Origin of the sequence: Aeromonas sp. 95A (genome assembly GCF_051919235.1) — a bacterium.
Lineage (GTDB): Bacteria > Pseudomonadota > Gammaproteobacteria > Enterobacterales > Aeromonadaceae > Aeromonas > Aeromonas veronii.
The window spans coordinates 775345-794378 of the sequence record NZ_JBQBFC010000001.1 but is presented as its reverse complement, the minus strand read 5'-3'; the positions used below and the strand labels follow the sequence as shown (position 1 = coordinate 794378).

Sequence of the window (19034 nt, the reverse complement as noted above, 5' to 3'; positions counted from 1 at the left end):
TTGGGAGGAGTGACTCCTCCCTGTGCTTGGGTGAACGGCATGGCCGATCAACAGATCCGCGGCAGCAGCTCCCCCTGCGGCAGCTCCAGATAACGGCGGCTGCCCCAGGGGTTATTGAGGATCACCTTGTGGCGATCGCTTGCCTGCACCACGCCGATCTGGCTGGCTGCGGGGTTGAATTGCCGCAAGATGCCCAGTGCGTCCTGCGCCTGTTCGGCAGGCAGGGCCAGTACCATGGTCCCCTCGTTGGCGAGATCATGGGGCTCGAAACCGTAGAGCTCGCACAGGCCACGCACCGGATCGCACACCGGAATGGCGGACTCCTCCAGCTCGATGGCAACGCCGGAGGCGCTGCTCCACTCGTTGAGCACGGCGGCGATGCCACCGCGGGTGGCATCGCGCAGGGCGTGAGGGGTGATCCCCGCTTGTAGCAGCGCTTCTACCTGCGGCCAGAGGGTGGTGCAGTCGCTTTTCAGATCCGAGCCCAGCTGCAGGGCGTCACGGGCCATCAGGATGCAGGCGCCGTGGCTGCCGATATCCCGCGACACCAGGATGGCGTCACCGGCCTTGAGGTTGCGTACCGAGATGCCCCGGCTCTGCTCAGGCAGCGGGAAGGTGCCGACCCCGCTGGTGTTGATAAAGATCTTGTCGGCCGCTCCCCTCGGCACCACCTTGGTGTCGCCGCAGACGATATGGGCGCCGCTCTTGGCAAGTTCAGCCGCCATCGACTCGACGATGCGGGCGAGCTCGGCGTAGGGGAACCCCTCCTCGATGATAAAGCTGCAGCTCAGATACTCGGGCTTGGCCCCCATCATGGCGAGATCGTTGACCGTGCCGGCGATGGCCAGCTTGCCGATATCACCCCCCTCGAAGAAGAGCGGCGAGACGGTAAAGCTGTCGGTGGTGAAGGCGACGGGGCCGCTGACTGGCAGCAGGGCGGCATCTTCACCGCGCAGCAGGATCTCGTTGCCAAAGTGGCGAAAGAAGAGCTGGTTGATCAGCTGGTTCATCTCGACGCCGCCGCCGCCGTGGCTTAACTGGATTTCTCTCATTGTTCCTGGATCCCCATATATCGGTAGTAGGCATTGCAGGCCCCTTCGGAGCTGACCATGCAGCTGCCCATGGGCTGGGTCGGGGTGCAGCCCCGGCCAAAGACCTTGCACTGGTTCGGTTTGGCCAGCCCGCGCAGGATATCGGCGCACTGGCACGCCTTGTGATCGTCGATGGGGGTCTGATTGAGCGCGAAGTGGCGTTCCGCATCGCGCTTGGCAAACGCATCGCGCAGGCGCAGGGCGGAGGCGTTGATATCCCCCAGACCCCGCCAGCGAAAGTGCTCGCGGGTCTCGAAAAAGCGTTCGACCAGCCGCTGGGCGGCTTTATTGCCGCTGGCAGTGACGGCGCGGCTGTATTGCACCTCCAGCGCGTAGCGACCCTCCACCTTCTGGCGCACCATCATCAAGAGCGCCTCCATCACATCCACTGGCTCGAAGCCGCTCACCACCACAGGCACCTGATAGCGATCGACGATGGGCAGGTAGATATCGGCGCCTGTGATGACGCTGACGTGGGAGGGGCCGATAAAGGCGTTCACCTTGGCAACTCCATCGGCCATCACCGCATGAATGGCGGGGGGCACCAGCACATGGTTGATATGAAACAGCAGGTTCTCGACCCCCTCTGCTTCGGCTGCAGCCAGCAAGGCGGCCGTCATCGGGGTAGAGGTCTCGAAACCGATGGCGAAGAAGACCACGGTTTTGTCCGGGTTCTCACGGGCGATGCGCAGCGCATCGAGGGGGTCATAGACCGGGCGGATATCGCTCCCCCTGGCCCGTTGCTGGGCCAGCGTGCCTTTGGAGCCCGGCACCCGGATCATGTCCCCCAGGGTGACCAGAATGACGCTCGGTTGACTCGCCAGCTCGATGGCCTGATCGATGCGCTCCTTGGGCATGATGCAGACCGGGCAGCCGGGACCGTGGACAAACTCGATGCTGGCTGGCAGCAGCTGGTGCAGTCCGTACTTCATGATGGTGTGGGTATGGCCGCCGCACACCTCCATCACCCGCAGCGGTTCGGGCAGATCTTTGGCAAACTCGGTAATTTGGGCGGCGAGGGCGCGGATCACCTCGGGCTGACGAAAGCCCTGAAAGAGATCATTCAAGGTCAGCATGGCAAGATATCCTGCGCAGGGATAAGGGCCACCATCTGGCGGAAGCTCTCGAGGCTGGCCTGCGCCTCCTCCTGGTCAATCTTGCTCATCACAAAGCCGATATGGAGCAGCACATAGTCGCCAATGTTGAGAGGCTCTTCGAGCAGCATGCAGCTGACGCGCCGCTGCACCCCCAGGGTGTCGACGGTGACGCAGTTATCTTCGGGGTGCAGCTGCACCACCTGAGAGGGGATGGATAGACACATGGATTTCAGGACTCCGACAAGGTGGCACAACCGGTGGTGACAGGCTGGTGCGTGGCAAGATGGTGGATGGCAAACCAGAGTTGACCGGCGGCGATGCCACCGTCATTGAGCGGCAGGGTTTCGCTGGTCAATACCTGCCGACCGGTCGCTTCGAGAGCGGGCACCAGCTGGTCCATCAGCACCCGGTTTTGAAACACGCCGCCCCCCAGCGCCACCGGATAACCGGGGAAGCGTTCGGCCAGGGCAACCACCAGATTGCTGATGGCGCGGATAAAACCGGCGGCCAGGCTGGCGGTGGAGGTGCCTTTGCGCTGTTCGTTGACAAGGGTATTGAGTAGTTCTGCCCACTCGATGTGCAGTGGCCCCTGTGCTGATTGGCTTAGGCCAAAGGCGAGGGGGAAGGGCAATTCATCGGGGGCCAGCCACAAGGCGGCGGCCTCCAGCAGGAGCCCCGCTTCGCCCTCGTAATCCGGGGTATCGACAAGCCCCAGCAGCGCCGCCACCGCATCGAACAGCCGGCCGATGGAGCTGGTGTAGGGGGCGTTGCGACCCAGCTGCCAGAGCTGGTGCAGGTTGCGGATTCGCTCAGCTGGCAGTTGCTTGATCGCCGGAATATTGAGGGTGCTGATCTCCTCCACGCTATACGACTCAAACAGCAGCCCCAGCAGCTGACGTACTGGCTCGCGAATGGCCGCCTCGCCACCGATCAGCTTGAAGGGTTTGAGGTGGGCAACCCGCGTAAAGCCCAGTACGTCTGCGATCATCAGCTCGCCACCCCATAGGGTGCCGTCATCGCCAAGGCCGGTACCATCGAAGGCAAAACCCAGCACCGGGCCTGTGATGTCGTGCTCGGCCATCACCCCCAGCAGGTGGGCGTGATGGTGCTGCACCTCAAGATGGTCTGCACCGTGAGCGTGGCAATAGCCCTTGGCCCACTGGTGGCTGAGGTAGCCCGGGTGGCGATCCGAGACCAGTAGTTCGGGTTTGAGATCGTAGAGATCGCGAAAGGTCGCCAGGGTCTGCTCGAAGTGGCCCTGCATCGGCAGGCTGTGCAGGTCGCCGATATAGGGGCTGTAGATGCGCTGGCGACCGAAGGCGAGCGCCAGCTGGTTCTTCTGCTGCGCGCCGACAGCCAGCAGCGGCACCCTGACTACCTCTTTCAGGCTGGGAGTGCAGGGGGCATAGCCTCGGGCCAGTCGCAACGTCTGGCGTCGCCCGCCCGCCCACTGCACCAGGCTGTCGTCGCACGGGCGCAGGATGGGGCGGTTGTGATCCAGGATACCGTCAATCTCGCTGCCGAGCTCCCTGACCACCGCCTCGCAATCGACAAGGATCGGGCTGCCGCGACCATTGGCGCTGGTGGCCACCAGCGGCATGGCGCAGGCGTCCAGCAGCAACTGATGGAGCGGGGTATAGGGGAGCATGACGCCAAGGTAGGGGATGCCGGGGGCGATCCCCTCGGCCAGCGGCGCGGCTAACTGTCGGGATTCTGACGGTCGATCATCGTTTTTGCGCTTGCGCAGCAAGGTAATGGGTCTGGCCTGAGAGGCGAGCAGCTTCCATTCGTCTTCGCAGCCGGTGACATGCAATTTGGCCTCGGCAAGGGAGCCCATCATCACCGCCAGCGGCTTGCGCGCGCGCCGTTTGAGCTGGCGAAGCCGTACCACGGCGGACTCGTTGCGCGCATCGCATATCAGGTGATACCCCCCCATCCCCTTGACCGCAATCAGCGCCCCCGCTTGCAGGGCGCTGGCAGCTTCGTGCAGGGCATCCTCGCGCTCGGCCAGCGCATCGCCGCGACCGCTGCGCCAGCTGAGATGGGGCCCGCACTCGGGGCAGCTCACCGGCTGAGCGTGGTAGCGTCTGTCCAGCGGGTTTTCATAAGCCGCCGCGCAGCGCGGGCACATGGCAAAGTCGGCCATGGCGGTGTGGGGCCGATCGTAGGGGAGGCTGCGGATAATGGTGTAGCGCGGGCCGCAGTGGGTGCAGTTGGTAAAGGGGTAGTGGTGGTGGCGATCAACGGGGTTGGCCACATCCGTGGCGCACGCCTCGCACATCCCCTGATCCGGCGAGATGGCGACCGTGGCGGCGCTCTGCTGCTGACTCGCCTTTATATGGAATTGACCGTCATAATCGGGGTCATCGTTTTGGGGCAGCTCCCGCTCGCTGAAATGATCGATACGGCTAAGCGGCGGCGCCAATTCGCGCAGTTCGCGGGCAAAGCTGGCGAGCTGCTCAGGCGATCCCTCGGCGCCAATGGTGACGCCGCTCGCGTCGTTCAACACATAGCCGGCAAGGCCGTGGCGCAGCGCGAGCCCATAGACGAAGGGGCGAAAGCCGACCCCCTGCACTATGCCGTCGATATGAAATTCGCGGCGCAGCCGGTTGGCCACAGGATTGGCAGAGACAGAGGGGGCGGTGGCAGCGCTCATGCCGGCTCCATCTCATCTTGAGTCTGCGGCAAACGCAGCACCCGGCGCTCGTTCTCCTCGCGTCGCACCCAGCCATCCATCTCCATGCGCAGGCAGAACGGAATGGCGTATTTGCGCGACAAACCGGTGATCTCCTTGAGGGATGCCATGTCGATCAGATCTCCCACCTGATGGCCAGCCAGCACGGCGGCGACCATCTGGTTGTAAAGCTCGGCGTCGTAGTAGATGGGGCCATCGAGCTGCACCAGATACTTGAGTCGCGCCAGATTGCGCAACTGCTTTTGCAACGCGCCTTTTTGTAGCAAGCCCTGCTGCAGGGCGACGGGCAGTTTGCGGGTGATAAAGGGATCCAGCTCCACGCCGCCGGGGCCCAGTTTACCGGGCTCGTAACCCTCCTTGCCTTGATCTCGCACCACTTTGAGCACCAGCTGCGCCTCTTCCCCCAGATCATCTTCCGACTCGCCGCTGCCGTGCTGCCACTTGTCATGGTGCAGGCGGATCAGCTGCTCGCCCTTGAGCTGCTGGAGCAGGGCCTGAGTGACCGGCAGGGCGATGCCAAAGCGGGTCGCCAGCTCCGCAGCGCTCAGCGGTTCGTTTGCCAAGGTAGCGAGCAGCTGGTCGCGGCTCTGGGCCAGCCAGTGGTTGTCCAGCAGCCAGTCACCGAGGGGGGTGACCTGCTCTGGCTGCTGGTCAAAGCGGCTGGCCAGCACATAGCCGTTGAGCCCCAGTTGCAGGGTGGCCGGGTTGTAGTGCTCGAGCTCATCTGGCAGCTCGCCCAGCAGGGTGTGCAGTGCCTTGCGTCTGGCGGGATGGATGTCGCCGCACCAGACGATGCGGGCGCCGTGCAGCAGTTCGCTGCTGCCGTGGCGAATGATGGCGAGCGGCTGGCCGAAGAAGCAGGGGATGGGGCTGGTAAAGATCAGCCGCGCAAGCCGGGTCTCTTTTATCGGTACAAAGCGCGCACGGCCATGCCAGCTGCCGAGGGCGACTTCGACCTCCTTGTTGTGCAGAGAGGGGCGTAGCGTCTTGCCGCTCAGGCTCTCGGCATTGAGCCGCACGATAAGGTGGGTCGCCGCCTCGCACTGGCCGACAGTGCTGGTAAGACAGTGACCGCGTGCCACCTCCTTGTGAGGCACTTTTTTAAGGCCTACCGCCACCCGGCAGACGGCGCCAATCTCGTCGACGCTCTGGTGATAGGCCTGCAGGGAGCGCACCTGCACCTCCCGATCGGCGGGGTAGAGGCGCAGCTTGTCCCCCACCTTGAGGCGGCCCTGCTGCAAGGTGCCGGTAAGCACTGTGCCGGTGCCATTGGCGGTAAAGACACGATCAACATAGAGGCGCGGAACACCCTGTTCGCGGGTACTTTGAGATGCTGGCAGATCGGCAAGCTGACGTACGATAGCGGCGTGCAGGGCAGCCATATTGGCGCCGGTTTTGGCGCTGACGCTGACGATATCGGGCACCATGCCGCTCTCGTCCATTACCCGCTCCAGCAGGCTCTCTTCCAACAGCAAAAGCTCGTCGGGGGAGACCAGATCGCACTTGTTGATGCAGACCAAGAGGCGCGGCACCCCCATCGCCTTGAGCAGGCGCAGGTGATCGCCGGTCATCGGCATCCACCCCTCGTCGGCGGCGATGACCAGCAGCACCAGATCCAGACTCCAGAGCCCCGCCACCATATTGCGGATATAGCGTTCGTGGCCGGGCACGTCGATGACGCCTATGGTGTTGCCCTGACCGTCGTCGAAGTGGGCAAAGCCGAGATCCTGGGTCATGCCGATGGCCTGCTCGTGGGCACGGGCGGTGGTGATGCCGGTGAGGGCTTGGATCAGCAGGGTCTTGCCGTGATCCACGTGGCCGGCAAGACCGATAACTGCGCGATAGGGGGTCATGGGATCAGGGCTCCTCGGTCGCATTTGTTGCATTGAACGGGGCGGGGAGCAGCAACTCCCTGAGTTGGGCGATCAGCAGTTCCATCTCGGTCGACAGCAGGGTGGCCATATTGAGCAGCACTCTCTGCTGGCGCACGGTGGCGATGACCGGCACCGGCAGTTCGCGCAAATCATCGAGCAGCTGCTGGGCCGGGCGCGGGTCGGTGCATTCGAGCGCAGGGGCCGGGTAGAACTCGTCCGGCAATGTGCCGCCGCCCACCACCAGCTGGGCGGGGACCGGCACAAAGCAACCGGGCAGGGCGGCCATCAGCCGGGAGGCTCTCGCCTCCATGGCGGCCGGGTTGCTTAAGGTGCGCTGGGCAATCCCTTCACCGATTGGGGACTTGTTGAGCTTGTGAATGAGCAGGCGTTCGAGCAGGGAGTAGACGATGCGGCTCGGGCGGAAGGTGCGCATCATGGGGTGCTTTTCCAGCCGCTTGATGAGATCGCTGCGGCCGCTGATGATGCCAGCTTGCGGGCCGCCCAAGAGCTTGTCGCCTGAGTAGCAGACCAGATCCGCCCCCGCCTTGATGTACTGGCGTACCGAGGTTTCGTCTGGCGCAAACTCTTCGGTGGTCAAGCCCGACCCCTGATCCACCGCCAGCACCACCTGCTCGGGCAGGGCGCGGGCCACCTCGCCGATATCGGGGGATTCGGTAAAGCCGCGAATGGCGAAATTGGACTTGTGCACCATCAGCACCAGCGCGGTCTGATCGGTGATGGCATCGAGGTAATCCCGGGCTGTGGTGATATTGGTGGTGCCCACCTCCACCAGTTTTGCGCCGGAGAGGGCCAGAATATCGGGGATGCGAAAGCCGCCGCCAATCTGGATCTGCTCGCCGCGTGAGACGATCACCTCGCGCCCCTTGGCCACCTCCTGCAGCAGCAAAAAGAGCGAAGCTGCGTTGTTGTTGACCACCAGTGAATCCTCGGCCTGGGTGAGGCAACGGAGCAGGGGGGCGATCAGCCCCTTGCGCCCGCCGCGTTTGCCGGTGGCGAGGTCCAGCTCCAGATTGTTGTACCCGGTGTTGAGGTCACGCACCTCGTCCCACAGATCGGCACTTAGCGGTGAGCGTCCCAGATTGGTATGCACCAGGGTGCCGGTGGCGTTGATCACCCGGGTTTGACGCTGGCGCAACTGCTGTTGGCAGCGTTTGGCAATCAGCGCCTCGATCTGCTCGGGGACGACGCCGTGCTGGCGAAAATCTTCGCTCTGGCGCAGCTCGCTCAGGGTGTCGCGCACCGCCTGAGTCACCAGCGGGCGGCTCAGTGCCTCGATAAACCCGGCGAGAAAGGGTTGCTGCAGCAGCTGTTCCACTTGGGGCAGACGGCGGGTTTGTTGCTGGCCGGGCTGTTGCTGTGAATCTGGCTGTGAATCGTTGGCAGCCGTACCTGATGCGGGCTGGCGGTGGGGGATGGCTGGCGCGTGAGACGAGTTCGGCATGGGATTACCAGTGCAGTGCGTGGGTTCGGGATGCGCACCGGTTTGCCGATAGAGAGGCCGAGCTGACGGGTTATGGCACTGCTGGCGATTTGCGGATAACTGCAAACTGGGTGCATCAATGAGCGGGTATAAATTAATGCTGCATCGATGCTGATAAATTAATTTTTGGCCAGCGAGATAACCTGAGTTCGGAGTATATTGGCAAGCGGCAAGCACCTTTTTTAAGGTATTACTTCAAACATATTGAACAAACAATGGAAATAACATTCAGGCCGAAAAATTCAGCGAGAGAGTATTTGTTCAATAGATAAATTTGGCGGAAGAGGCAGGAATCGAACCTGCCAAAGCCTTCTCGGCTCACATCGGTTTTGAAGACCGAGGAGGCCACCAGACCCCATCAACTTCCGTAACGGTCGCCATTTTGTGGCAAATTTCTGTGACTGGCAACGCTTTTTTTGTCATAAAAAAGCGAGAGTTAGCGATTTTTTGAAAAAATCAAAGAACCTTGTTTTATATCAAGTTCAGCACAATTAGCCCGATGTTTTTAATTTAACATCGGGCCTCGATCACATTGCCGTAACAGTCGGTCAATAACGGTCGTTAACAACTCGATAAATAGTTATCGCTCGGCGTTGGTAATATTCCACTGATCCAGTTTCTCTATTAACAAGTCGGTATCCCTGGCGGCATCAAGATGCAGATAAAGATAATCCATCGCCTCGCTCACCATCTCGGTCATCGGGAAGGAGAACGCCACGATGGCCGGTTGTACCCCGACAAAGATCACCTCTGGGACAAAGGTCTTGAGCTCGTCGATCAGGAAATTGAGCGGCATATTGTGGGTCGAGAAGATAAACATCTCGGCGATGGTCTCGGGGGGGATCACCTGCAGGGTACCCGCCTTCTCGCCGATCTCGGCGGCATCCACCAGCACCACTCGCTCCGGTTGCAGCTTCCGCACCTTGTAGACCACATTTTCCGGCGCGATGCCGCCGTCGATATGGATCCAGCCGGACAGGGGGGCGGCTTGCAGTTTGTCGGCAAGATAGGGGCCGGCACCGTCGTCCCCCATCATGGCATTGCCCACGGTCAACACGAGATTGCAGCCCATCAGCGGCTCCTTACCATCAGGTACATATGGGGGTCGTTAAAGAGGGCGGTCAGCTGATCCATAAAGGTGTTGGTCCAGCCCAGCTCCTGCTCATTGAGTAGATTGTCGGCTTTGCGCAGTCGGTCGAAGGCGCAGGCCAGCATATGGCAGTGCTCGCGATAGATGGTGATCTCGCCAAAGGTGAGAAATCCCTCCATCTTGCGGCGCGCTTCACTCCCCTCTGGCAGCTTGGCTACCCAGTCGCGATAACCGATCAGCGAGCAGACCAGGTCTGCTCGCAGGCAATCGACGATGCCGAGGTGGTGGCCGATGGCGAGGCTGTAGTACATCACCTCCTTTGCCTCTTCCGGCACGTCGAACTGCTCGTCGACGAACTTGCGCGAGAGGCGATAGAAGAAAACCTCGTCAGCCATGCACCGCCTCCCCCTTGCCGGCCGCCCGGTTGAGGCAGGCGTTTGCGAGGTTGTTGACGATCTCCGAGAGGCGCGGATCATCGTGCTGATCGAGGTAGCTCTGGATACGCAGATCCACATCCTGCTGGGTCGCCCCTTCAAGCAGGGCCATGAACTCGTCGGCGATGATCCGCCCCTGCCGGTAACCGGCCATGCGGCGCGCCTCGCGTTCGATCATCACCCGGATTTCATTGGGGATGCCGGTGTGGCGCAGTTCGACCCGCTCACCCGGTTGCACCTCGTGGCTGGTGGCTTTGAGTTTCTGCTCCAGCAGACCGAGCGCCACGGCAAAGCCATAAATGGTAGCCGCCGGTGTCGGAGGGCAGCCCGGGATATAGACATCCACCGGCACAATTTTGTCGGTGCCGCCCCAGACGCAGTAGAGGTCGTGGAAGATGCCGCCGTCACAGCCGCAGGCGCCGTAGGCGATGCAGATCTTGGGATCGGGCGCCGCCTCGTAGGCGCGCAGGGCCGGTACCCGCATCGCCCGCGTCACCGCGCCGGTAAAGAGCAAGATGTCGGCGTGACGGGGAGAGGCGACCACCTTGATGCCGAAACGCTCGGCATCAAACAGCGGGGTGATGGTGGCGAAGATCTCGATCTCGCAAGCGTTGCAGCCGCCGCAATCGACCCGGTAGACATAGGCTGAGCGGCGAATGTCTTTGAGCAGGGTCTTCTTGAGTTTGGTGATCTCGGGATCCTGTGCCAGCGGCACGGCGCGGGTATGGGCATGGCCGACAACCGGTTCTATGCCTTTGATCTTGCTCATCACATCCACTCCTTTTGTGCGGCCATCGGTGTGGCTATCGGTGTGATCAGGGCCGAGTCAGGCTGGCTCAGCATGCTCTGTTTTCGTTTGCAGTCGGGGCAGTGGTGCAGTCGCTCTGGCGGCGCTAGCGGCTTGGCATCGCGAGCCAGCGGTGTGCCTGCCTGCTTGAGTGTGTCCTCCACCAGCGCCACCAGCTTGCTCGGGGCAAAGTAGGTGCCGCACAGGGTGCAGGGGGCCAGCGCGAAGCGGGCCTCCTCATAGAGGTCCGCCTTGTTGGTCACCGCCAGCTCGAATTCAGGGGAGAGGGCGATGGCGCGGGTCGGGCAGACCTCCTCAGCGGCCGCAGAAGATGCAGCGCGCCATGGAGATCTCCCAGCGCCGTTCGCCGGTCTCCATGTCCACTTCCATCACCAGCGCATTGGCCGGGCAGGCCTTGGTGCAGGCGGCGCAGGCGATGCACTGATCCGCCTGATATTTGGGTTTGCCGCGAAAATCCCGGTTCACCTCATAAGGGGCGAAGGGGTACTTGGCGGTCGGGGTGCCAGCCTTGAGGATGGTCTTGAACAGCTTGATCATGATGACCCCTTATTTCAGCGGAGAGTTTTTGCGATCGATGCCGTAGCGCTCGATCTCCTTGTAGGAGACCACGGTGGATTTGCCCTTCTTGGGGTCGACCAGGGTGACCCGGTCGGTACAGGAGTAGCAGGGATCCAGACTGCCGATGATGAGCGGCGCGTCCGCCACGGTATTGCCGCGCAGCATGTAGCGCAGAGCAGGCCAGTTGGCGTAGGTGGCGGCGCGGCAGCGCCAGCGGAACAGCTTCTGGTTGTCCCCGGTCATGCTCCAGTGGACGTTCTCGCCGCGGGGCGCCTCGGTAAAGCCCAGCGCAAACTTGCCCGGCTGGTAGGTGAAGCCTTCGGTGAGCAGTGGCCCTTCCGGCAGGTGCTCAAGGCCAAACTCAATCATGTCGAGGGAGTCGTAGAGCTCGTGGATCCGCACCAGTACCCGGGATTGCACGTCGCAACCCGCCTTGGTCTGGATCTCCATCGGCAGCTCGCGATAGCCGGCAAAGTCGTGGACCCGACGCACGTCGCGCTTGAAGCCGCTCGCCCGCACCATGGGACCGACGCAGCTGAAATCGCGGGCAATTTGCGGCTCGAGCTTGCCGATACCGATGAGGCGGGAGGAGATGTTGGCGGTATCAAGCAGCATGGCCACCAGGGGTTTGAGCTCATCACGGAGCTCGCGCACCAGCTGGGCACCCTTGATGCGATCTTCCTTGAAGATGTCGCGGCGCACCCCGCCAATCAGGTTGAGACCGTAGGTCTTGCGGGCGCCGGTCAGCAGCTCGGCCAGGGTCATGGATTTCTCCCGCACCCGGAAGAACTGCATAAAGCCGGTGTCGAAACCGGTGAAGTGGCTCGACAGGCCGATGTTGAGGATATGGCTGTGCAGGCGCTCCACCTCCAGCAGCACGGCGCGGATCATCTTGGCCCGCTCCGGCACCGGAATGCCCATGGCGTTCTCCACCGAGGTGGTGTAGGCGACGCTGTGGGTAAAGCCGCAGATGCCGCAGACCCGGTCGGTCAGAAACGCCACTTCGTTATAGCCCATGCGGGTTTCCGCCAGCTTCTCCATGCCGCGATGGACATAGAAGAGGCGGTAGTCAGCATCGATGATGTCTTCGCCATCGACGAACAGACGAAAGTGCCCCGGCTCATCGGAGGTGATGTGCAGCGGGCCGACCGGCACGATGCGGTTGGCATCACTGCCCAGCTCGTTGACGAAGGGGTAGGTCTCGGTGTCGGTGGTGGGCATCGGGCGCTGGCGATAATCCATGGCGTCCTTGCGCAGCGGGTGGATATCCTCCGGCCAGTCATCCGGCAGCACCAGACGGCGTTCATCCGGTAGACCGATGGCGCGTAGGCCGTACATGTCGCGGATCTCCCGCTCGCCCCACACCGCCGCCGGAATGGTCGGGGTGATGGAGGGGTACTCCTGGGTATCGGCATCCACCAGCACCTTGACGGTGATCCAGCACTTGGTGTCGCCCTCCATGGAGAAGACGTGGTAGACGGCGAAGTGGCCGTTGAGGCTGCGCTCGTCATTGGCAAAGGAGAGCGGAAGCCAGCCCCCCAGCTGATGGAAGATCAGGCTGGCGGTCTCGACCAGACTGGTGGGCTTGACGGTAATGGTGGCCTGATCGGCGGTTTGCCACTCCTCGTCGACGATGGCGTGGGGCAGTTGGGCTCGCACCTGCTGGATGTAGTCGCAGCCGATGCGATCCGAAATGGCGATGGTCATGCAGTTCTCACTTTAATGTTCGGGAATGAGCATTCACAAATGATGAAATCGGAAAAAGTTGCTGTGCTGGCGGGCATGATTCAGATCCCGACCAGATAGGCGAGCAGCGCCAGCAGGGCCAGCCCCAACCCGTAGCGGGTGAGCTTGTGGGTGCGCACGAACTGGGTACGGGCCATGGCGTTTTCGATGATGCCAGCCAGCAAAAAGGCCACCAGCAGCTTGCAGGCGAGGATCAGTGCCGCGCCGATGAGCGCAGGCAGGCTCCAGTTCGCTGCCTTGCCGAAGGGCAGGAAGATCACCAGAAAGAGCTGCACCACCACCAGCTGCTTGAGGCCGATGGAGAGCTTGAGCAGGGCCAGGCCCGCACCGGAATACTCGGTGAGCGGCCCCTCCTGCAACTCCTGCTCGGCTTCGGCGCAGTCAAAGGGCAGCTTGCCCATCTCGACAAACACCGCGAAGGCGCAGGCGGCGCCCGCCAAGAGGGTGGCAACCGGCGCGGCCAGTGGCTGGGTCGCCACATAGTTGCTGATGTTGCCCAGATCCGAGCTGCCCACCATCATCGCCATGATGAAGCAGGCGAGCACCAGAATGGGCTCCACCAGAATGCCGAGAGTCAACTCGCGGCGGGCACCGATCCCTGCAAACATGCTGCCGCTGTCGAGCCCGGAGAGGGAGAAGAAGAAGCGGAAGATGGCGAACAGGTAGATGTCGGTGATGAGATCCCCGGCGATGGGGAAGGGGGACTCGTGAGTCAGGGTTGGCAGCGCCATCCCTACCAGCAAGAGGGCGGCGATGAGCAGCGCAGGCATCAGGTTGAAGATGATGCCGGCAGGCTCGGGAGTTACCTCCTGACGGCGCAGGAGCTTGGCGATATCCCGGTAATCCTGCAGCAGGCCCGGCCCTTGGCGGGAGTGCATCTTGGCCCGCAGCACCCGGTTGAAACCGGTGGCGAGCGGTGCCAGCGCCAGCATGGCGATGGCCTGGGTCAGGGCGAGGGCAACCATGCCCCAGCTCGGCATTTCAAGAACAGGCATATCAGACTCCTACAGCCATCAGGATAAAGAGCGCCAGCACAACACCGTGCAGCAACCAGCCGGTTGTCCCGCTGGTATCGCTCACCCCGTCCAGGGCGCTGGCCAGATCGAGCTGCGGCTGCTTGCGATAGAGCGGCGCGCAGAGTTGGCGCAAGGTGTGGGTGACACCGCCGGAGGTGAGGCTCATGCGCTCCTCATAGGCGTAACCACAAGCCCACGGGGTGCCAGCGTGACGACGACCCAGCTTGGGGCCCTTGAAGATGGCCAGTACCAGCAGCGGAATGAGGAACAGCCCCAGCAAGGTGATGGCGATAACGGGTGGGGAGAGGATCGCCTGGCTGCTATCGAGCGGCAGCAGGGTGGCGCCGGTGGCGACACTCATCTGGCTGTTGACCAAGCCCTGGCCATAGCTGGCGATATGGGGGGCAATCCAGGGGGCGCCCAGACCCAGCACCAGACAGACCGCGGCCAGCAGCAGGGTGCCTGCCACCATGGCGCCCGGCACTTCGCGGGCATGGCTCGCGTGTTCGCTGCGCGGGGCGCCGCAGAAGCAGATGCCGTACACCTTGACGAAACACATCACCGCCATGGCGCCGGTCACCGCCAGCATCACTACCGCGAGCGGCGCGACGACAGAGGTGCCGAGTTTGGTCATGGAAAGGAGCGACTGGTAGATAAACCACTCGCTGACAAAGCCGTTGAGCGGCGGCAGCGCCGAGATGGCCATGGCACCGATCAGGAACGCCAGCGCAGTCCAGGGCATCAGCTTGGCCAGCCCCCCCATCTTGTCCATGTCACGGGTGTGCAGGCGGAACATCACAGATCCGGTGCCCATAAAGAGCAGGCTCTTGAAGATGGCGTGGTTGAGCAGGTGATAGAGGGCGCCGAGCAGCCCCAGCACCACCAGTGCCGGTTGCTGGTTGGCGATGCCGATCATGCCGATCCCCATCCCCATCAGGATGATGCCGATGTTCTCCACCGTGTGGTAGGCGAGCAGCCGCTTGAGGTCGTGCTCGGCCAGCGCAAACAGTACCCCGAGCACTGCCGAGCAGGCACCGAAGATCAGCACCACATAGCCCCACCAGAGCTGGCTGGCGCCGAGAAAATCGATGCTGACCCGCAAGATGCCAAACAGACCCAGCTTCACCATGACGCCGGACATCAGCGCCGAGATATGGGACGGCGCAACGGGCTCGGCCACCGGCAGCCAGCCGTGCAGCGGCACGAAACCGGCGCGCAGGCCAAAGCCGCAGAAGCTGAGCAGGAACACCAGGGAGGCCAAACCGCCCGCCAGATGGTGCTCGCGCAGCGCAGCGAACTCCAGCGAGCCAGATTCGCGGCAGAGCAGCCAGAAGGCGATCAGCACCAGCGCCATGCCGATATGGTTCATCACCAAGTAAAGCCGGCTCTGTTTGGCGGCATCCGGGTTGGTCTTGACCAGCCAGTAGGTGGTGAGGGTTACCAGCTCGTAGCAGAGCAAGAAACCGAGTGCGTTGTCGGCCAGCACCATGCCCACCATGGCAAAGAGGAAGAGGTTCATCAGCGCACCGATGGCCACATCCCCCTTGCCCTGATATTCGCGGATATAGGCAAAGGAGTAGAGGGCGACGGCGACGCCGACGGTGCTAATCACCAGCAGCATCAGCGCGGCCAGCATGTCGAGGTGCACCGAGCCCAGCAGCCAGAGCTGGCCGTCGACGGGGGCGCCTTGGGCAAAGATCTGGATGGCGGCGACCAGACCCGAGAGCGAGCCCAACAGGGCAAAGCCACTGTTGAGACGGTTGGCCAGTGCGGGCAACTTTTGCAGGAACAAACCGGCGGCAGCGCCCAGCAAAAAGAGCAGGAGCGTAGCCATAACAAGGGGGGACAACATCAGCACGCTCCCTCTGTGGTGGATAAATCGGATGCAGGGAGCGCCGTGTCAGGCGCCGAGAAGGCAGAGGCCCCTTGCGGGTTGGTGTCGGCCGCTTGCTGGCGACGGATACGGGCGGCGCGTTCGGTGTCGCCGTCATTGACCAGCTTCAGTGCCTGGGAGGGGCAGGCTCCGACACAGGCCGGGCCGTCGGCGCGAAACTCGCACAGGTCGCACTTGACCGCGATGCTGCGCACGCCCGGCTCCCAGCTCAGCAGATCCTCGCCAAAGCAGCGCAGGCCGGCAGAGGTGGAGGGGTTGCTGGAGCGGATGGAGCAGGGGATATAGGTGTCGTAACTGGTGGCCACGGCCACCGGACGGCTGCCGCCGCTCTGGATGGCGCCAAAGGGGCAGGCCACGGCGCAGAGATTGCAGCCGATGCAGAGTGACTCGTTGAGTTGCACGCAATCGCCGGTCTGGCGAATGGCCTCGACCGGGCACACCTTGATGCAGGGGGCATCGTCACAGTGACGGCACTGAACCGGCATGGTCGCCTGCTCGTGTCGCATAACGGTTAAACGGGGGGCTTGCTGCAAACCTTGCGCCTTGTGTACCTCGCTGCAGGCCGCCATACAGGTGCCACAGCCGATACAAAGCTTGGGGTCAGCGATAACGAAGCGGTTCATAGCCTACCTTGTCGTGTCGCGAACGGAGAAAGTAGGGGCAGGTTGGCAAGATACGGGCCAGAATGGTTTTTACAGATAAATTGGTTTTAAGTGGCTGTTTTTTAGATGAATAAAAATCTTGGTGTGGTTGGGTGAAAGGACGAGTGTGGCAGTCGAACTGTGACGTTCGTCACTTGTGACGAAGCCATCGAGAGGGTTCGTCACCTTGGAAAACGCAGCATGAGTAGGGTGCAAAGAACGAAGTGAATTGCACCGCTATCAAATATGTTCGCGGTGCACGGCGCTGCGCTTGTTGCACCCTACGGTGGGATGTCTGTGGGGGGGCGCCGTGGTTTGCCCCCTTCTCCCCTTGCGGGAGAAGGGCTGGGATGAGGGGGGAGGTCAGCCATATGTTCGCGGTGCACGGCGCTGCGCTTGTTGCACCCTACGGCGGCCTGTCTGTTCGGATAGAGGCCGCCTGTTTTGAAACCGTAGGTTCGATTAGCGAAGCGTAATCGGACGCACGAGAACGCAAACATATCGGTATCATGCCGGGAGCAGGGGCAAAGAACGAAGTGAATTGCACCGTTGGCAACATATGGTCGCCGTGGTTTGCCCCCTTCTCCCCTTGCGGGAGAAGGGCTAGGGATGAGGGGGCCGGTAATGGGGGTTAACGGAAAAAGAGGGAGGCCAATGCCTCCCTCTCTAATTACTGACGTTTTAAATGCCATCAAGAGGCCATCAACCCGCCATCAGATATCCACCTGCGAACCCAGCTCGATGACCCGGTTGGGCGGGATCTCGAACTGATCCGGGGCGCGCAGGGCGTTGCGCTGCAGCAGCATAAAGAGCTTGCCGCGCAGATAGAGATACCAGGGGCGGTCTTTCATGATGAGCGACTCGTGGGCCATAAAGAAAGAGGTTTCCATCATCCGGCAGCTGAGCCCTTCGGCGTTGCAGCGGTGGAAGATCTCCTCCACGTTCGGGGTCTCGCGCCAGCCGTAGCTGGCTACCACCCGCCAGAAGGTGGGGGAAAGCTGCTCGATGCAGACCCGGCGCACATTGTGGACGTAGGGCACCTCTTCCACCCGCAGGGTGAGCAGGATTATCCGCTCGTGCAGCACCTTGTTGTGCTTGAGGTTATGGAGCAGCGCATGGGGGATCACATTGACCACCCGCGACATATAGACCGCAGTGCCAGCCACCCGGGTCGGCGGGGATTTCTCCAGCGAGGCGATCATCGGCTCAAGGGAGTTGCCGTGCTCGTTCAGGCGACGAATAAGCTGAAAGCGCTCGCTCTTCCAGCTGGTCATCACGGTGAACATCACTGCGCCCAGAGTGAGCGGCAGCCAGCCACCGGAGAAGATCTTGGCGAGGTTGGCGGCAAACAGCGGCACGTCGATACAGAGCAGCGCGGCAAACAGGATGGCCACCAGATACTTGTTCCAGTGCCAGCTGTTCTTGGCCACCGAGCAGGAGAGGATGGAGGTGAGCACCATGGTGCCGGTCACCGCAATGCCGTAGGCCGCCGCCAGATTGCTGGAGTGCTTGAAGCTCATGATGACGATCACCACCGAGATATAGAGCATCCAGTTGATGACCGGAATATAGATCTGGCCGGACTCCTGCTCGGAGGTGTGAACGATGCGAATGGGGGAGAGATAACCGAGCCGCACCGCCTGACGGGTCAGCGAAAAGACCCCGGAGATCACCGCCTGTGAGGCGATCACCGTCGCCATGGTTGCCAAGAGCAGCAGCGGCACCAGCGCCCATTTCGGGGCGAGCAGGAAGAAGGGGTTGGCAATGGCGGCGGGGTTACTCAGCAGCAGCGCCCCCTGACCGAAGTAGTTGAGCACCAGGGAGGGCAACACCACGATAAACCAGGCGAGGCGAATGGGATTTTTGCCAAAGTGGCCCATATCCGCGTAGAGCGCCTCCACCCCTGTGATGGCCAGCACCACGGCGCCGAGGGCAAAGAAAGAGGTGGTCTGGTACTGGATAAAGAAGCGCACCGCCCAGATGGGGTTAAGCGCACCCAACACCTCGGGGTTGTGGATGATGCCGCGCAGCCCCAGCACCGCCAGCGTCATAAACCAGATCAGCATGATGGGGGCAAACAGCTTGCCCACCATGGCGGTGCCATGTTTCTGGATGGCAAACAGCAGGGTCAGCACCAGCACCGAGAGAGTGACGATATAGGGGTCGAGGGCGGGGGTGAGAATGCTCAGACCCTCGATGGCCGACATCACCGACATCGCCGGGGTGATCACCACCTCGCCATAGAAGAAGCTGCCGCCAATCAGGCCGAGGATGATCAGCAGCGGCGTCCAGCGGGTGGATGCGTTGCGGGTTGCCAGCGACATCAGGGTGAGAATGCCACCCTCGCCGGCGTTGTCGGCCCGCATCACAAAGGAGAGGTACTTGACCGACACCACCAGGATCAGCAGCCAGAAGATCAGCGAGAGAAAGCCGAGAATGGAGGCCGGCTCGACGCCGAACCCGAATTGACCTGACAGGCACTCGCGCAAGGTATAGAGCGGGCTGGTGCCGATATCGCCATAGACTACGCCAATCGCCGCCAGCATAACGCCGGGAGTGGCTTGTTGTTTATCACAGTTCATGAGTTCA

14 protein-coding genes, 1 tRNA gene and 1 pseudogene are annotated in these 19034 nt (G+C 62.2%); all 16 read right to left on the bottom strand.

Features of this window, described 5'->3' with window-relative positions; genetic code table 11:
• Nucleotides 1-47: 47 nt before the first annotated feature.
• Entirely contained in the window at nt 48-1052 is a 1005-nt protein-coding gene (gene hypE / locus ACTG2U_RS03525) for a hydrogenase expression/formation protein HypE (RefSeq protein ID WP_439974038.1), read from the bottom strand.
• Entirely contained in the window at nt 1049-2167 is a 1119-nt protein-coding gene (hypD, locus tag ACTG2U_RS03520; RefSeq protein ID WP_439974037.1) for a hydrogenase formation protein HypD, read from the bottom strand. The genes hypE and hypD overlap by 4 nt, the downstream gene beginning before the upstream one ends.
• Nucleotides 2161-2412, bottom strand: coding sequence for a HypC/HybG/HupF family hydrogenase formation chaperone (locus ACTG2U_RS03515; protein ID WP_337079566.1), 252 nt, complete (start codon nt 2410-2412; stop codon nt 2161-2163). Before ACTG2U_RS03515 ends, hypD begins: the two co-directional genes overlap by 7 nt.
• A 5-nt stretch (nt 2413-2417) precedes the next feature.
• On the bottom strand, nt 2418-4844 hold the full coding sequence (hypF, locus tag ACTG2U_RS03510; protein ID WP_439974036.1) for a carbamoyltransferase HypF: 2427 nt from the start codon (nt 4842-4844) through the stop codon (nt 2418-2420).
• Entirely contained in the window at nt 4841-6736 is a 1896-nt protein-coding gene (selB, locus tag ACTG2U_RS03505; protein WP_439974035.1) for a selenocysteine-specific translation elongation factor, read from the bottom strand. Before selB ends, hypF begins: the two co-directional genes overlap by 4 nt.
• 4 nt (nt 6737-6740) lie before the next feature.
• Nucleotides 6741-8219, bottom strand: a complete 1479-nt coding sequence (gene selA, locus ACTG2U_RS03500) for an L-seryl-tRNA(Sec) selenium transferase (protein WP_439974034.1) — start codon at nt 8217-8219, stop codon at nt 6741-6743.
• A gap of 314 nt (nt 8220-8533) precedes the next feature.
• Nucleotides 8534-8625, bottom strand: a tRNA-Sec gene (locus tag ACTG2U_RS03495).
• A 213-nt stretch (nt 8626-8838) separates the two neighbouring features.
• Complete coding sequence (gene hycI / locus ACTG2U_RS03490; protein WP_439974033.1) at nt 8839-9330, bottom strand: hydrogenase maturation peptidase HycI; 492 nt, start codon at nt 9328-9330, stop codon at nt 8839-8841.
• Complete coding sequence (locus tag ACTG2U_RS03485) at nt 9330-9743, bottom strand: formate hydrogenlyase maturation HycH family protein (protein WP_439974032.1); 414 nt, start codon at nt 9741-9743, stop codon at nt 9330-9332. The genes hycI and ACTG2U_RS03485 overlap by 1 nt, the downstream gene beginning before the upstream one ends.
• A complete protein-coding gene (locus ACTG2U_RS03480) occupies nt 9736-10551 on the bottom strand; it encodes an NADH-quinone oxidoreductase subunit B family protein (RefSeq protein ID WP_005333324.1) in 816 nt (271 codons plus the stop codon). The genes ACTG2U_RS03485 and ACTG2U_RS03480 overlap by 8 nt, the downstream gene beginning before the upstream one ends.
• Nucleotides 10551-11127, bottom strand: a pseudogene (locus tag ACTG2U_RS03475) (formate hydrogenlyase complex iron-sulfur subunit). The gene ACTG2U_RS03480 and the pseudogene ACTG2U_RS03475 overlap by 1 nt, the downstream one beginning before the upstream one ends.
• A gap of 9 nt (nt 11128-11136) precedes the next feature.
• Nucleotides 11137-12855: a hydrogenase large subunit gene (locus tag ACTG2U_RS03470; RefSeq protein ID WP_040065714.1), complete on the bottom strand. Its 1719-nt coding sequence runs from the start codon at nt 12853-12855 to the stop codon at nt 11137-11139.
• Nucleotides 12856-12935: 80 nt separating this feature from the next.
• On the bottom strand, nt 12936-13889 hold the full coding sequence (locus ACTG2U_RS03465; RefSeq protein ID WP_047435264.1) for a respiratory chain complex I subunit 1 family protein: 954 nt from the start codon (nt 13887-13889) through the stop codon (nt 12936-12938).
• Nucleotide 13890: 1 nt separating this feature from the next.
• Nucleotides 13891-15762 (bottom strand): hydrogenase 4 subunit B, encoded by a 1872-nt coding sequence (gene hyfB / locus ACTG2U_RS03460; protein ID WP_429065732.1) that lies wholly within the window; start codon nt 15760-15762, stop codon nt 13891-13893.
• Nucleotides 15762-16427: a 4Fe-4S dicluster domain-containing protein gene (locus ACTG2U_RS03455; RefSeq protein ID WP_425855957.1), complete on the bottom strand. Its 666-nt coding sequence runs from the start codon at nt 16425-16427 to the stop codon at nt 15762-15764. Before ACTG2U_RS03455 ends, hyfB begins: the two co-directional genes overlap by 1 nt.
• A gap of 731 nt (nt 16428-17158) precedes the next feature.
• The gene (gene kup, locus ACTG2U_RS03450) at nt 17159-19027 is read right to left on the bottom strand and encodes a low affinity potassium transporter Kup (RefSeq protein WP_439974031.1); all 1869 of its coding nucleotides are present in this window, start codon (nt 19025-19027) and stop codon (nt 17159-17161) included.
• Between the last annotated feature and the right edge of the window lie 7 nt (nt 19028-19034).

Excerpts from the sequence above, each read along its gene's own strand:
- hypE (WP_439974038.1), bottom strand. The coding sequence starts at position 1,052 with ATGAGAGAAATCCAGTTAAGCCACGGCGGCGGCGGCGTCGAGATGAAC.
- ACTG2U_RS03465 (WP_047435264.1), bottom strand. The coding sequence starts at position 13,889 with ATGCCTGTTCTTGAAATGCCGAGCTGGGGCATGGTTGCCCTCGCCCTG.
- hypD (WP_439974037.1), bottom strand. The coding sequence starts at position 2,167 with ATGCTGACCTTGAATGATCTCTTTCAGGGCTTTCGTCAGCCCGAGGTG.
- hycI (WP_439974033.1), bottom strand. The coding sequence starts at position 9,330 with ATGGGCTGCAATCTCGTGTTGACCGTGGGCAATGCCATGATGGGGGAC.
- selB (WP_439974035.1), bottom strand. The coding sequence starts at position 6,736 with ATGACCCCCTATCGCGCAGTTATCGGTCTTGCCGGCCACGTGGATCAC.
- ACTG2U_RS03515 (WP_337079566.1), bottom strand. The coding sequence starts at position 2,412 with ATGTGTCTATCCATCCCCTCTCAGGTGGTGCAGCTGCACCCCGAAGAT.
- hypF (WP_439974036.1), bottom strand. The coding sequence starts at position 4,844 with ATGAGCGCTGCCACCGCCCCCTCTGTCTCTGCCAATCCTGTGGCCAAC.
- ACTG2U_RS03455 (WP_425855957.1), bottom strand. The coding sequence starts at position 16,427 with ATGAACCGCTTCGTTATCGCTGACCCCAAGCTTTGTATCGGCTGTGGC.
- ACTG2U_RS03485 (WP_439974032.1), bottom strand. The coding sequence starts at position 9,743 with ATGGCTGACGAGGTTTTCTTCTATCGCCTCTCGCGCAAGTTCGTCGAC.
- kup (WP_439974031.1), bottom strand. The coding sequence starts at position 19,027 with ATGAACTGTGATAAACAACAAGCCACTCCCGGCGTTATGCTGGCGGCG.
- hyfB (WP_429065732.1), bottom strand. The coding sequence starts at position 15,762 with ATGTTGTCCCCCCTTGTTATGGCTACGCTCCTGCTCTTTTTGCTGGGC.
- ACTG2U_RS03480 (WP_005333324.1), bottom strand. The coding sequence starts at position 10,551 with ATGAGCAAGATCAAAGGCATAGAACCGGTTGTCGGCCATGCCCATACC.
- ACTG2U_RS03470 (WP_040065714.1), bottom strand. The coding sequence starts at position 12,855 with ATGACCATCGCCATTTCGGATCGCATCGGCTGCGACTACATCCAGCAG.
- selA (WP_439974034.1), bottom strand. The coding sequence starts at position 8,219 with ATGCCGAACTCGTCTCACGCGCCAGCCATCCCCCACCGCCAGCCCGCA.